At 55.4% G+C, this 13910-nt stretch carries 16 protein-coding genes and 1 pseudogene; 14 read left to right on the top strand and 3 right to left on the bottom strand.

Annotated features, from left to right (window positions below):
* Nucleotides 1–153 precede the first annotated feature (153 nt).
* Together ACFC20_RS15170 and ACFC20_RS15165 are read right to left on the bottom strand one after the other, a co-directional pair.
* A complete protein-coding gene (locus ACFC20_RS15170; protein WP_136630110.1) occupies nt 154–1479 on the bottom strand; it encodes an ATP-binding protein in 1326 nt (441 codons plus the stop codon).
* A complete protein-coding gene (locus ACFC20_RS15165) occupies nt 1469–2134 on the bottom strand; it encodes a response regulator transcription factor (protein WP_374964495.1) in 666 nt (221 codons plus the stop codon). Before ACFC20_RS15165 ends, ACFC20_RS15170 begins: the two co-directional genes overlap by 11 nt.
* A gap of 200 nt (nt 2135–2334) precedes the next feature.
* Here ACFC20_RS15165 and ACFC20_RS15160 point away from each other — a divergent pair, with 200 nt between their 5' ends.
* From ACFC20_RS15160 to ACFC20_RS15120, 9 genes and pseudogenes are all read left to right on the top strand, one after another.
* On the top strand, nt 2335–2865 hold the full coding sequence (locus tag ACFC20_RS15160; protein WP_374964497.1) for a cupredoxin domain-containing protein: 531 nt from the start codon (nt 2335–2337) through the stop codon (nt 2863–2865).
* Between the two features lie 86 nt (nt 2866–2951).
* Nucleotides 2952–4700, top strand: coding sequence for a copper resistance system multicopper oxidase (locus ACFC20_RS15155; protein WP_375193733.1), 1749 nt, complete (start codon nt 2952–2954; stop codon nt 4698–4700).
* Entirely contained in the window at nt 4697–5446 is a 750-nt protein-coding gene (locus tag ACFC20_RS15150; RefSeq protein ID WP_375193732.1) for a copper resistance protein B, read from the top strand. Before ACFC20_RS15155 ends, ACFC20_RS15150 begins: the two co-directional genes overlap by 4 nt.
* A gap of 141 nt (nt 5447–5587) precedes the next feature.
* Nucleotides 5588–5944 carry a hypothetical protein gene (locus ACFC20_RS15145; protein ID WP_375193731.1) on the top strand — a complete coding sequence of 119 codons (357 nt, stop codon included), beginning with the start codon at nt 5588–5590 and terminating at the stop codon, nt 5942–5944.
* Nucleotides 5945–5955: 11 nt separating this feature from the next.
* The gene (locus ACFC20_RS15140; protein WP_374964502.1) at nt 5956–7311 is read left to right on the top strand and encodes an APC family permease; all 1356 of its coding nucleotides are present in this window, start codon (nt 5956–5958) and stop codon (nt 7309–7311) included.
* A gap of 27 nt (nt 7312–7338) precedes the next feature.
* The gene (locus ACFC20_RS15135; protein ID WP_136629516.1) at nt 7339–7557 is read left to right on the top strand and encodes a hypothetical protein; all 219 of its coding nucleotides are present in this window, start codon (nt 7339–7341) and stop codon (nt 7555–7557) included.
* Nucleotides 7558–7669: 112 nt separating this feature from the next.
* On the top strand, nt 7670–8086 hold the full coding sequence (locus ACFC20_RS15130; protein WP_136629428.1) for a hypothetical protein: 417 nt from the start codon (nt 7670–7672) through the stop codon (nt 8084–8086).
* A 148-nt stretch (nt 8087–8234) separates the two neighbouring features.
* Nucleotides 8235–8597 carry an NADH-quinone oxidoreductase subunit A gene (locus tag ACFC20_RS15125; protein ID WP_136629427.1) on the top strand — a complete coding sequence of 121 codons (363 nt, stop codon included), beginning with the start codon at nt 8235–8237 and terminating at the stop codon, nt 8595–8597.
* A pseudogene (locus ACFC20_RS15120) lies at nt 8594–9097 on the top strand (hypothetical protein); the annotation flags it as partial. The gene ACFC20_RS15125 and the pseudogene ACFC20_RS15120, both read left to right, overlap by 4 nt.
* On the opposite strand, the gene ACFC20_RS15115 reads toward ACFC20_RS15120, so the two are convergent.
* Nucleotides 9029–9382, bottom strand: a complete 354-nt coding sequence (locus tag ACFC20_RS15115) for a hypothetical protein (RefSeq protein ID WP_375193735.1) — start codon at nt 9380–9382, stop codon at nt 9029–9031. The pseudogene ACFC20_RS15120 and the gene ACFC20_RS15115 sit on opposite strands and share 69 nt — an antisense overlap.
* A 27-nt stretch (nt 9383–9409) precedes the next feature.
* Between ACFC20_RS15115 and ACFC20_RS15110 the strand changes: the two genes are divergently transcribed.
* From ACFC20_RS15110 to ACFC20_RS15090, 5 genes are read left to right on the top strand one after another with little or no spacing between them, the layout of a single operon-like run.
* A complete protein-coding gene (locus tag ACFC20_RS15110; RefSeq protein ID WP_375193734.1) occupies nt 9410–10339 on the top strand; it encodes a Ni Fe-hydrogenase III large subunit in 930 nt (309 codons plus the stop codon).
* A complete protein-coding gene (locus tag ACFC20_RS15105) occupies nt 10336–11232 on the top strand; it encodes a complex I subunit 1 family protein (protein ID WP_136629426.1) in 897 nt (298 codons plus the stop codon). The genes ACFC20_RS15110 and ACFC20_RS15105 overlap by 4 nt, the downstream gene beginning before the upstream one ends.
* Nucleotides 11232–11768, top strand: a complete 537-nt coding sequence (locus ACFC20_RS15100; RefSeq protein ID WP_374964508.1) for an NADH-quinone oxidoreductase subunit J — start codon at nt 11232–11234, stop codon at nt 11766–11768. Before ACFC20_RS15105 ends, ACFC20_RS15100 begins: the two co-directional genes overlap by 1 nt.
* On the top strand, nt 11765–12076 hold the full coding sequence (gene nuoK / locus ACFC20_RS15095; RefSeq protein WP_136629424.1) for an NADH-quinone oxidoreductase subunit NuoK: 312 nt from the start codon (nt 11765–11767) through the stop codon (nt 12074–12076). Before ACFC20_RS15100 ends, nuoK begins: the two co-directional genes overlap by 4 nt.
* Entirely contained in the window at nt 12073–13896 is a 1824-nt protein-coding gene (locus tag ACFC20_RS15090; RefSeq protein ID WP_375193730.1) for an NADH-quinone oxidoreductase subunit L, read from the top strand. The genes nuoK and ACFC20_RS15090 overlap by 4 nt, the downstream gene beginning before the upstream one ends.
* Nucleotides 13897–13910: the final 14 nt, after the last annotated feature.

Genomic DNA, 13910 nt, shown 5'->3' with positions numbered 1-13910 from the left:
ATCAATCTGACAGGAGCGCTGCCTGATGGTCATACACCAGATTTGACAATAACTCGTCAAATTCGGGCATTGAGGCAAATTCAGGTCATTCCCTATTATTCTCAGGGATAATAGGGAATGACCGACTACAAGCTCGACAGTGCATACTGGACTCTAAAACTCAATCACGACCCGTAGTCCTCCACTGGGGCTATTCGAGAAAACGAGCTTCCCGCCATACCGGCTAACAATGTCTTGAACTATTGCAAGACCGAGCCCGTGGCCTGGGGTCTGTTGGTCCAGCCTTAGTCCCCTTTGGCCGAGCTTGCTTAATTCGGATTTGTCAACGCCGGGACCATCGTCTGTCACGACAATTCGCTTGGTGGGGCCGCGTTGTTCCAGCAATAGCTCAACCTCTTTGTGAGACCATTTCCCGGCGTTGTCCAGCAAGATTCCCAGTATTTCAGATAAGTCGTACTCTTCAATTGGCCAACGGATACTCTTCGGAAGTGAAGCGGAAAGCTCAAAGGATTTGTCGGGATACAGTCTCCCCATCATCCACACTAGATCCCTTGCTTTTTCTATTGGAAAAGAGCTTTTTCCGATGTGCGGGCCGGCAAACCGACTGCGGCGCATTTCCGCTTCAAGTTGCTTATCAATGTCGCTGAGGCGCACTGCTAAGTGTTGCCTTAATTCGCTATCTAGTGGTCTTGAGGTGTCTCCAAGAATTTGCTGTACCGCCGCAATCGGCGTTTTGACGCTATGTGATAGGTTTGCCAGTGCATCCCTGGAACGGTCCAGTCGTTGATCAAGCGAGTCAAGTAAATGGTTCAACTGTTCGACGAGAGGAAGAAACTCCTCGGGAACGCTCATATCAATGCGCGAAACCCTTCCATCTTGAAGTTTCTTAAGTGACGCCTTGAGTCGAGTGACAGACCGCATAGACAGATTGATGCCGAACCAGATTGCGCAAACCAATAACGAGATAAGTACGAGAGATGCGATCGCCGTCCAAGCATGCAGCTCTGTCTGACTATTCTTCAAGGCGCCAAGGTCTTCCCCAACAATAACCACAAACGGTTTTTCGCCCGCTATGAAGGAGCTTCGATAAGCCAGAATGTCTGATGGAGCCTCTGGCACTTCCGTGTTCTTTATCCGAATTATGCCCTCTTTTGCCGAATCGATGAGCGGCGCCAAAAGCGGTGCCCAAGAATCAGGAGAAATGACGGTCTCGGATTCGGAGTGCTGAACGAAAGCATGATGGAATACGCGCTGAAAGTAGTCGCCAGTCTTAAGGTCGTCGAAAGTACCGTCGCTATCTCGAATTTGGTGTTCTAGGAACGAAACCTCTTCTTTTAACCTGTCCTTGACAAATTCACGGGCCATCCTTTCCAGCAAGGTGCCATGAGCAAACCAGGCAATTGCCATCAAGGTAACACTTGCGGGCAGAAGTAACGCAAGCAGGGTGCCTTTTACAGACGCAGGTTTTTTAAACATCATCGTTAAACATATAGCCTTGGCCGCGTCGAGTCGAGATGGTGGAGTTTCCGACCAGTATTCTCAGTCTTCGAATGTACGCCTCGATAACGTTCGCACTCGGACTATCTTCTAGACTGTAAAGCTGCTCCAGTAATTGATCTTTTGAAAAGACATAGCCCGGCTTGCTCATCAGACAGCGCAGAAGACGAAACTCTGTTCCGGTTAGTAGATGATCAGGTCCATCATCCACCGACAAGCATTGACGATTCTCATCCAGTACGAAACGGCCTGCTTTTACCAGTGCGTTAGTTCTCCCTTCGCTTCTGCGAACAATGGCATTTAGTCTTGCTATTAACTCTTCGGTCTGGAAGGGCTTCGCAAGGTAGTCGTCTGCTCCAGCCTTCAGTCCGGCTACTTTGTCATGCCAGTCATCTCGCGCCGTCAAGATTAGTATGGGGAAATTTATATTTTTGGCGCGCAATTTTTTCACTATATCCAAACCGTTACCGTCAGGCAGTCCCAGGTCCAATATACCCACCTTATATTCTTCCTGTTCGCTCAGAACCATCGCCTCTTTTGCAGTGTAAGCTCGGTCCACGCTAAATCCTGACTTTTCAAACTGTTGCGTAAGGCTGCGTGAGAGTAGTTGATCGTCTTCTACCAGTAGTAAGCGCATTTTTTTCCTTTTTTCTGGGCTATGTCTGTGAACTAGACGTAGTGTCTTTCATGATCGTGAATTCAGCCTAAATTATTTTTTTTGAATTTTCAGTAAGAATTCAGGTTGGTAAGCGATGCTAGCGAACGATTCTGGACATCGATCAAGTGTCCTTGAAATGCGATTGATTGTTATTGAATGATTCCACAGGAGAAGCTGGTATGAATGCATCAAAACTTATGGTCGTCGGTGTAGCGCTTTCTTTGTCTGCAGGCGCTTTTGCCGGTGGTGTTCATGGTGGCGGTCACCATGGGGCTAGCAGCGGAGAGCCCGGTAAGGTTTCCGAGGTTGCGCGCACTGTCACCGTTGAAATGCACGACAACTATTATGTCCCTGAGAAAGTCACCGTTAAGCCCGGTGAAACCGTGCGTTTTGTTGTAAAGAACAAGGGCAACCTGGTGCACGAATTCAACATCGGAACCCCTTCCATGCATGAGGCTCACCAGAAAGAAATGATGATGATGGTCGAGCATGGCGTGATTCAGGGCGGCAAGCTGAACCGGGACATGATGACCATGGATATGGGGAACGGTAAAACCATGAAGCATGACGACCCCAACAGCGTTCTGCTGGAGCCTGGCCAAAGCAAGGAAGTTGTCTGGAAATTCTCCGATAAAGGCAATATCGAGTTTGCCTGCAACGTGCCCGGGCACTACCAGGCCGGTATGTACGGCGATGTTAATTTTGAATAATCCATTGCTATGAAGATCTGGAATGTCCGGGTTGTTGCTCCCGTCTACAACCCGGCTTCACCGTTGATTGCATTGAGGTAAGGCAGATGAATATGCGCTTTCTTGCAGGGGTCTTTGGCCTCCTGCTGCCGGGGCTGGTTTTAGCTGGCGAGTACAACTTGACGGTTGACAGGGTCGAAATCGATACCGGAGATTTCGTCAAAGAAGGTATTGGGTATAACGGTGCCTCCCCAGGGCCGGTATTGCGATTTAAAGAAGGAGAAAACGTCAGGATCAACGTGACCAACAACCTGGATGAGACGACGTCTATCCATTGGCACGGACTCATTCTTCCATTTGATCAGGACGGCGTGCCTGGTATCAGCTTCCCGGGCATTCAGCCAGGGGAAACGTTCACCTATGAGTTCCCGATCCAGCAGGCTGGTACCTATTGGTTTCACAGCCACTCTGGTTTTCAGGAGCCGGACGGTGCCTACGGTGCCATTGTTATCGAGCCCAAAGAGCGTGAGCCGTTCCGTTATGATCGCGAATACGTGGTACAGCTGACTGACAAGCATCCCCATTCCGGTGACCGCATTATGCGCAACCTGAAAATGATGTCGGACTATTACAATCGCAAACAACAGACCGTGGGTGAATTCTTCACAGACGTGTCCAAGAACGGCCTGATGAATACGGTCCGGGACCGGATGGCGTGGGGCGACATGCGCATGATGAAAGCGGACGTTGAGGACCTGCAGGGCTTTACCGGCCTGATCAACGGGAAAGGGCCGGACCAGAACTGGACCGGAATTTTTGAGCCGGGCGAACGCATTCGCCTGCGTTTCATCAACTCCTCGGCAATGACCTATTTCGACGTCCGGATCCCCGGCCTGGATATGACGGTCGTGCAAGCCGATGGCAACAACGTGCAGCCGGTTAGTGTCGATGAGTTCCGGATTGGTGTGGCGGAAACCTACGATGTGATCGTGCGCCCGAGGGACGAGCAGGCTTACACCATCTTCGCCGAATCCATGGGGCGTTCAGGATATGCAAGGGCTACGCTGGCTACGGAAGATGGCATGGAAGCAGCCGTGCCGCAATTGCGTGAAGCCGCCCGACTGACCATGGCTGATATGGGCGGTATGCCCGGTATGGACCACGGCAGTATGTCTGGCATGGATCATGGAAACATGGAAATGAGTAGTGCGGACGGGATGGAGCATTCCAGCATGGGGAGTATGAATCATGGGACTATGAAAAACATGGATCATTCGGCCATGTCTGGTATGGACCATGGTTCCATGTCGATGGGGAGCGAAGGAAAAAGCGATCCTTTTTACGCCAGGGGCAGTGGTCTAGTGCCTGAAGCTGCCAATGGCGGCAAGTTTTTGTCGTATGCTGACTTGAAGGCTCAGGATCCGCTGTATGAGGACCGCGAACCGACCCGTGAAATCGAGCTTCGATTGACCGGCAACATGGAGCGCTATACCTGGAGCATTAACGGAGTGAAGTATGAGGACGCTGATCCGATTCGTCTCAAATACGGTGAGCGGGTCCGCTTCAAGTTTGTGAATGAAACCATGATGACTCACCCCATGCACCTGCACGGTATGTGGTCCATTCTCGATGTTGGTGCAGGCCAGTGGAACCCGATCAAGCACACGGTCAGTGTCCAGCCAGGCACCACTGTGTATATGGAAACAGAGGTGGACGAGCCAGGCCAGTGGGCTTTCCACTGTCACTTGTCCTACCATGCGGCCGCCGGGATGTTCCGGAAGGTGATTGTCGAAGGCGGCCCTGAGTCCGCGCAGGTCAAAACAAACGTTTTTGGTGAAGAAGGAGGTGAGGCGTGAGCCGTATTCGATCCATTGTCGCTATCAGCCTGCTTGCGTCCTTCGTATTCCCGACGGTGGTCGTGGCTCAGGAAATGATCTCCGACACCACCGCCCGTAAGCAACCGCTAACAACATGGGGTGTTCAGTTTGAGGAGTTTGAATACCGGTACAGTGACGACGACGAGGAGTTGGGAGTCTGGAACGCGGATGCCTTCTACGGTACGGATGATTTTAAAGTCCGGTTGCTAACTGCTGGGGAGTATGAAATCCAGGAGCAGGCCTACGCAACATTGGAAAACCAGCTGGTTGGCCAGATACCCATTTCCAAATTCTTCGACGCGAAAGCCGGCGTACGTTTTGATACCCCTGAGGGGCCGGACCGCACCTATGCAGTGCTGGGTGTCGCCGGATTGGCGCCGCAGTGGTTTGAGGTAGATGCAAGTCTGTATGTGAGCAAGGAAGGAGATACTTCAGCCGAACTCGACGCAGAATACGAATTGCTGGTCACCAACTACTGGGTGCTGGGCGCAACGCTGGATGCGACGGTGGCGTTTAGCGAGGATAAGGAAATAGGCGTCGGTAAAGGCTTGGTTTCCACCGAGACCGGGCTCAGACTTCGCTATGATCTGATTGATCGCGCCTTTTCGCCCTATGTGGGTGTCGTGCATGAACGTAAGTACGGCGATAGCGCAGATTTCGCAAGAGCTGAGGGCGGTGGTACTGGAGACTGGTTTGCAGTCATCGGTGCCCGTGTCGTTTTCTGATTGAATAAAAGAGCCAGGGTTTGTCCTGGCTCTTTTTTTGATTCTCGTCAAATTCTTCGACAGCCTTTGTCGATTTTCAGTCGCAGTTCAGGTCCGCATGCTTTCATTGTTGTGAAATGAATAGGCAAAGAGGTGCCTACCATGACTAAAGCACATAAAGCATCGAATCAGGAGCAGTTCCTGCTGCGACGGAAACTTGCTGTGGAAGGTTTTAAAGACAGTGAGTGGCCTGACTTTATTCACGAACTCAACCATCACCCATGTGTCGATTTCGCCGAGCGCAAGCCAAATAATCGGCTACATGTCACTTTTGATGGAACTCATTGGTCCACCGACGAGTTGCTAGAGGCTATTGAAGCGCATGGTGGTCGATTGAAATCAGGGTGGTGGACTCAAAGAAAATTGGCGTGGTACCGGTTTACGGATGAAAACGTTCGTGCCAACGCAAAACATGATCCGTTTTGCTGTTCAAAGATTCCACCAATGAAACGAAAATGACTGGAGGTTAAATGAGCAGGGAGCAGGACCGAACTACTCGCTACAGGGAAGGCAGTCTGACCCTCCCGGGAACAGTCATGTTAGGTACCGGCGTCATGATTGGCGCCGGTATTTTTGCTCTGACAGGACAGATGGCACAAATGACGGGTGTTCTCTTCCCGTTGGCATTCCTGGCTGCGGCGGTGATCGTCAGTTTCAGTGCTTATTCCTACATCAAGATTTCGAATGCTTATCCCTCTGCCGGTGGTATCGGTATGTACTTGCATAAAGCCTACGGTAATCGGTTACCTACGGCTTTCAATGCACTGCTGATGTATTTCTCCATGGTGATCGCTCAGAGCTTTCTCGCTCGTACCTTCGGCGCTTACACCATGCAATTGTTTGGTGGCGATGAAAGCGGCCGAATGGTGCCGATTCTTGGCGTATCCCTGATTCTTGCGGCATTTCTGATCAACCTTCTGGGCAACCGAATGATTCAGGGTGTGGCTTCTTTTATAGGCATCTTAAAGATCGGGGGCATATTGGTTTTTGGAATTGTGGGTGTCTGGGTTGCTGATAGCTTGGAAGTGGATTTCTCGAGCGCGGGGGAGGCGGGGGCAACGGGAAACTTCCTTGGGGCAACGGCACTTGGAATACTTGCCTTTAAAGGCTTTACCACTATCACTAACAGCGGTTCTGAAGTGATAGATCCTAAGCGAAATGTAGGGCGAGCTATCGTTATTTCCATCGCTGCCTGCGTGGTTATTTATACCTTGGTGGGATTCGCTGTTGCCAGTAATTTGTCTCTAAGCGAAATCATCGAAACGCAGGACTATTCGCTTGCTGCCGCCGCTCGCCCGGCGCTTGGAGAGTTCGCTGTCTGGTTCACTGTTGCCATTGCCATGATGGCCACTGCCGGAGGGATTCTCGCCAGTATTTTTGCGGTCTCCCGTATGCTGGCGATGTTAACCGAAATGAAGCTGGTTCCCCATCGCCATTTCGGCATGCCCGGCAGTATCCAAAAGCACGCGCTGGTGTATACCGTGGTTCTAGGACTGGTTCTGACGGCGTTCTTTGATCTCTCCCGGATTGCAGCACTCGGTATTGTGTTCTACTTGGTAATGGATATTGCCATTCACTGGGGGATCCTTCGTTATTTGCGTAACGATGTGAAGGCAGAGGCGTGGGTGCCTGCGGTTGCTATCTTCCTGGATTTGCTCGTACTTGGAGGTTTTGTCTGGGTCAAACTGAACTCCGACCCATTTGTGATTGGCGTTGCGGTTGTCACGATGGTTGTTATCGCCTCCTCGGAGCAGATTTTCCTGAAAAGGTTCCGGGAATCCGGACATTCGGGACATGATGAAACCCATGCCCATGATCACGACTAATCAGATGTCAATAGGGAGGAGAGCACAATGATGGAAGGCAATATGTTTGGCAACACAATGTGGGCAGGTCACTGGCTCTGGATGCTGGTGATTGGCATTGTGGTGGTGATACCGGCCTGGCGTATTTGCCAGCGAACGGGCTACCCGGGGTGGATGGGCGTCTTGATACTGATCCCCGTCGTCAACCTGATTCTCCTCTACTTTATCGCTTTTAGTGAATGGCCTAATGAGCGGAACGGGAACTAAATGGGTTGTTGTAGTCTGACCAGCGCATTGAGCTTTTTACAAATATAAGATATAGCTTACGTTATACTGTCAATGTTCTGACAATTATTGAATAAAAACGGGAGATAACCAAATGAAAGCAACAAATCTAAAACTGCTTGTATGTTTGCTGTTTTTGCAAGTGCCGTTGGCGCAGGCTGAAGAGGTTCTTTCTGGCGAAGATGTTGCTAGTTTAGTCGTTGGAAACACGGTGCAAATGGAATTTCGAGATGCTCAGGATGATTTCCGAACTCGGACTTTTCATGAGTACTATGATCCTGATGGTTCGATCTATGGAATGACCAAATATCGCGAACATCAGGGAAACCTTACCCACTACATAGGAAGATGGGAGGTGAAAGATGGCAAATTTTGCACATCGGTGTACGGACGCGACTATTCTTGCAACCGAATAAAGCCTTTACCCGGCAATAATTACGAATTGGTCAATGAAGGAGGCGAGATCAGGAACGTCAAGGTATACGAAGGCAAGCATCATGGACTGGAGTAAGGATACCTGAGGGGGAGTTCTTAGCCTTTGTTCACTTAGACATTACGGTTCGCTCACGCGGAACCAAGAATCGAGTTAAGTCCATATTAATCTTGTCTCTGGTGAGGGGCGGAGGGTATGTTTGGTTGCGCGACTTGAGGATTAGACGATGAGTGTTTTGGAGCAGTACCGTCTGCTGCTTGCCTTGGTGCTCGGAATCGCAGCTACGGTTTTTGTCCTGTACGGGCTTGCCCGCGCGATAGGTCCGACACGCCAAGAGCCGGGTAAGGATGTACCGGCGAGTTCCGGAGTCTTGTCGCGGGATCCGGTATGGGGGCGCTATCATGCACGCTACTACGGTTACGCCTTGCTGTTCCTGGCCTTCGATATGGAGATGGCGTTTATGTACCCCTGGGCAGTTGTGTACAAGGAAGTAGGGCTGGTTGCTTTGTACGATATGGGCGTATTCCTTGCCATTCTCTTTCTCGGCCTGCTCTATGGCTGGAGCCAGGGTGCTCTGAGGCGGCAATGACTTCTAATCCAGAATTATCCAGGGCTGGCGCGCGCCAGCACCGGGAGCGTTTCACAACACTGCAGAGGTGGGTCTCGCGGGCCCTGGTGCGTAGTCTGGGCTGTCTGATCGTCCCGGGGCCGGAGGTGGCCCTGGCGCATGGTCTGGATGTCAAGGCCGCAGGCATGCGTACAACCGCGACGCCGCGCGACGCGGGCGTACTCCTGATTGTCGGAGAGCTGCCAGAGAAAATGGGCGAGGCCGTGGCAGTGCTCTACGCGCAGATGCCCCGGCCACGCGCCGTCGTCATGTTGGGCGGACAAACACCGTCATCTTTACCGAACGCTGATATTTCCGCAGGCCTTTCGCAGGAGAACCTGACGGACGCCGTAGGTCGGCTGCAGCGGGCATTGGCCGAAGGCGTCTTTGCCGCATCATCTGAGGACTTCGAATCATCGGTTCTGCATACCAGAATTGAGTATGTCTGCCCCATGCACCCGGAAGTTGTTCAGGACGAACCGGGCAGTTGCCCCAAGTGTGGAATGGACCTGGTAGCCCGGGAAGCCGGGGAGTCGGCTCCGGAGCACGGGCACGACCATGAACACGAACAGCATCATGATCACGGACACAAGCATCATGGCCATGAGCACCATGGGCACGAACACTGCCATGATCATGGACATCAGCACGATCAATCCGATGCTCGCGCAGAACATGAGCATGCCGGCCACGATCACGGCGGGCATAATCATGGTGGACACGATCACGGCGGGCATAATCATGGTGGACGCGATCACAGTGGCCATGATCATGGTGCCTCGGGATTCATGTCCATGATCGAAGTCACCAAAGACCTGCCTCGCAGTGCCGATGGTCTGGCGATGGACTGGCTTGAGGTGCCCTTCGGTCCGGTCTTCCCCGGCTTACCGGGTGGTCTTAAGTTGACGCTGACGCTCGACGGCGATGGGGTGACTGAGGGGCAGGCGACAACCCTGGTGGGTATGGCCACCGAAGCCGAAACGATGGATGCCGAGACCTTCATTGAGTGTCTGTCGGCTGCAATGCCTCTGGCCGCGGTGAGCTACCGCCTGTTGGCCTGCGTGGCTATCGAGCGGGCGGCCGGGCTGGAGGACGATCCGGCGACCGCCCGGGCCTGTGCCCTGGAGCGGGAGCGGATTGCCAGTCATCTGGGTTGGCTGGCCCAGTTGGGGCGTCAGCTTGGCTTTGTGTGGTTGATACACCGTGCGTCGGACTTGCAACTGAAAATTCGGCACGCCAGCCAGGCGCGGCTCACTGAGCTTGAACCGGCACTGAGGGCTCTGGCTACCCGTATCGGACGGACGCCTTTGCTTAGGGCGAGGATGAGAGGTATTGGGCTATTGCCCGCAAGTTCTTCTGGCCTGCGTGGCCCCGTGGCGCGCGCTGCGGGCGGAGCCGGTGATGCCTGGGCGCGCCTGTGGCAGCGCCTGGCTGAAATCACGACGAGCATCGAATTCATCAAGGCGAATGGAGAACCGGAGTTGCCCACTCTGCGAACCATCGGCCATGCATCCGGGGTCGGTGAGGCAATCGTGGAAACGCCACGGGGAGAGGCTCAGTTGAGTGTGACTCTGGAGCACGGCCAGGTGAAATCCTATAACCTGGACACCGCCTGCAGCCACCATATCGGCCTGGTGGCAAAGCTTGTCGAGGGGCGGGAGCTTGGCGACGCGCTGGTGGCGGTCGGGTCACTGGACCTGTCGCCCTGGGAGGTGATCGCGTGAACGTTGCCATCGTGTTGCTTGCGTTGTTCGGCAGTGCCTGGCTGCTCGCCGTAATCGAGGCCTGGACCACAACCGGTCGTCTACGGCTAACTGCCCCACTCCTCAGTGGCCTGGCGCACCTTGGCCGCGAGTCCATTGTACCGCGCACGCCGGACCGGGTCTTTTTCGAGGCGGCGCCGATATTGCTTCTGGTGGTTGCGGTGCTTGGTGCCGCGGTGCTGCCGCTGGCGCCTGCCCTGGTGATCGCGGATCTGGCCACCGGCGCCCTGTTCATTAACGCAGCACTTGCCTATGTGCTGGTCGCGCTGATCATGGCGGGTTGGGGCCCTAATGGGGCCTATGCCATGATCGGCGGCTGGCGATTCCTTGGCCAGCTGATCGCTTACGCCATGCTCATTGTGATGCCTATAACAGCGGTGGCCATGCGTGCCGAGTCCCTGGTGAGCACAGTGATCGTTGGCTCCCAGGAAGGCTTGTGGAACATTGTCTATCAGCCCCTTGGTTTTGTTCTGTTTTTCATTGCCGCCATGGCGCTGGCGTTCCGCGCGCCTTTCGACCTGCCAACCGCAGAAGGGGAGCTTGGCGGAGGTGTGGATGCCGAATATACCGGCGTGCGCCTGGCGGTTCTGCGCCTTGCCCGGCTGACGCTGGTGGTCACGCTGGCTTCCGCGACCTCGGTGTTCTATCTCGGCGGCTGGCACGGACCGCTGCTGCCGCCGTGGGCCTGGAGCCTGATCAAGACCCTGGCGGTGGCCGTGTCGATGCTGCTGGTTGGTCGTTATCTGCCGCGCATTCGCGAGGCGGATCTGATGAGGTGGTGCTGGACGCTGGGAATTCCCCTGGCTCTGCTGAATATCATTATTGTCGGTCTACTGGTTCTGGTGGTGCCCTAATGTACGCTCAGGCTTTTTTTCTCGCTGTCTTTGGACTGGCTGCCATCGGCTTCGGCGTGGTGGTGTTTCGCACCTCCTCCATGATGCGCTCTGCGCTGGCGTTACTGTTTTCTCAGACGGCCATAGGCTGCATGTTTCTGGTGATGCAGACGGAATTCCTGGGTGTGCTCCAGATCATGATGATGGCCACGGAGATGAGTATTATGGCCATCTTCATGGTGATGTTCATGATGGATCCAGGAGGAATGGGCGGCATGGACATGAGCCACCAGAAGAGCTTCTCTATAGGTGCCGGGGTGGTGGCTGCCGGCGCCGCGATTGCGGTCGCGCTTCTGGCCGACTGGGGGCCGGTCACGGTCGAAGCGCCGGATGCGGCGATGCAGACACGGGCGCTGGGCCTGGAGCTGCTGGGGCGTTCCATGCTGATCTTCGAAACCGCCGGCGTGACGATCCTGACCGCCATGATTGCAGCCACGGCGGTGGCGATACCGGTGCAAACGCCTACATATAATGCCGCCAAGGAGGGTTCGGAATGACTTTGGTTCTGATCGTGGCGTTGGTGACCGGCGCAATCCTGTTTGGCGTCGGTGTCTATGGCGCATTGTCCCAAACCAACCTGGTGATGATCATGATGGGGGTCGAACTGATCCTCGCGGGCGCGCTGGTGAACCTGGTGGCCTTCTGGCGTTTTCTGCATCCCGAAAGCTACTCCGGCCAGATGTTCGTGCTGGTGGTGATGACCGTCATGGCGGTTGAAATGGCGGTCGGCTTCGGCGTCGCAATCGCCCGCTTCAGGGCCAAAGGCTCGGTAGAAATGGAGGAAGCTGGGGACCTGAAGGGATGAGTGCTGTGCTCCTGCCAACATTACCGCCGCTGATCGCCGCCTTGGCGGTGTTGGTACTGCGGCGGGGCAGTCCTGCTCTGGCCCTGTCCGGCGCAATGCTGAGTCTGGCAGGAAGTCTGTGGCTTCTGGCCCGGGTCGCTGGCGGTCAGGGGGACACTCTGCTTCTGCCCGGCCTGCCGGAAATGCCGCTTCGACTGGTCGCCGGGCCGCTGACGGCACTGCTGGCCGTCGTGGTGGCTACGGTGGGCACATTTGTGCTGATTTACGCCGTCGGTTATATGAAGCGGGAGTCTGGTCAGGCGCGTTTTTATGCCGTGATGTCTCTGTTTCTGGCTGCCATGCAGGCGTTGGTGCTGGCTGGCGACTGGGTTCTGCTGCTGGCGGCCTGGGAGGTGATCGGTTTATGCAGTTACCTGCTGATCGGCTTCTGGTTCCAACGGCCCGAAGCCGCAAACGCCGCCGGCCGTGCCTTTCTCTATACCCGCAGCGCCGATCTGGGGCTTTACGTGGCGGCATTCATGCTGATCGGGTCGGCCGGTAGCAGTGAGATTGGCGCCTCGCTGGAGGCGGGCGACAGTGCATCGACCGCCGCCGGGCTTCTGTTGTTGCTGGCTGCCATGGGTAAGTCTGCGCAGGTCCCCTTGCAGGATTGGCTCATGCGCGCCATGGCGGGGCCGACACCGGTTTCGGCGCTGTTGCACTCCGCCACGCTGGTGGCGGCGGGTGCCATTCTGCTGATCCGTACTGCGCCGTTGCTGACCCCTGAAGCGCTTTTCGCTGTCGGGCTTGTCGGTGGTATCACCACCGTGGCGGCCGGGGTGATTGCGCTTGCCGAGCGTGATCTCAAGCGCCTGCTCGCAGCTTCCACGGCCAGTCAATACGGCCTGATGCTGATTGCAGTGGGCGCCGGTGTTCCTCTGGCCGCGCTGTTGCATCTGCTCGCCCATGCCGCCATCAAAAGCACTCTGTTCCTGGCTGCCGGCGACTTACAGCATGCCCGCGAGGGTACCGGTTTCGATCAGTTGAAGGGTGTTGGCCGCGCCAGGCCCTGGGCTTTCGCCGGCTTTGCGCTGGCAGCACTGGCACTGGCCGGCATTCCTCCACTGAGCGGGTTCTTCTCCAAGGATGCGGTGATTGCAGCCGCCCTGTCGGCGCAGGGCGCTGTGTGGCTCGGCTCCCTGGCCCTGGCAGGCACTCTGCTGACCGGCGCCTATATGGCCCGGGCTTTACGCGTGCTCTGGCAGGGCTCCGGTGATACTCGCCCGGTCGCCGGTACTGGCTGGATGCGAGCGGGCGTCTGGGGGCTGGCGATCCCCGCCGCCGGCCTGGGCCTCGCCTTTGGTCCACTCGAAACAATGCTTGATCTACCGGCTCCTGAAACCGCGGGTATCGGCGTCATATTGTCCGGACTCGTCGCCGCATTGGTTGGCCTGGCGCTGGGCTGGCTGGTGCCGGCCAAGCGTCTGCTAGGCCCTGTACATCAATGGGCGGCATCGGGGCTGGTGGTTGCGGGCGGTCTTACTGCCTGGATAGCGCAGCCCGTAATGGCCGTTGCCCGGGAGTGTGAACGTTTGGAGGGGCTTTTTTACCAGGCCACGCTGCGCATTGGTCGTGGAAGCCTGACTGTCGCCAAGTTTGTGCGGCTCGGGGATGAACGCAGTATCGACGGTCTGATCTTTGCCCTGGTGGCGAGTGTGCGCGCCATGGGTGCGCGAGCGCGAACCCTGCAAAGTGGTCTGATCCACCGTAGTCTGGCCATCAGCGCAGGAGCCATCGCCGCCATACTGCCCATTTTGCTGCTAGCTTCACTGAGCTTCTAGAGGAACCCGCTTTT

It is taken from the genome of Marinobacter sp., assembly GCF_041984545.1.
Classification (GTDB): domain Bacteria; phylum Pseudomonadota; class Gammaproteobacteria; order Pseudomonadales; family Oleiphilaceae; genus Marinobacter.
Note: the sequence above shows the minus strand (reverse complement) of the source record. Positions and strands in the feature narration are given on the sequence as shown.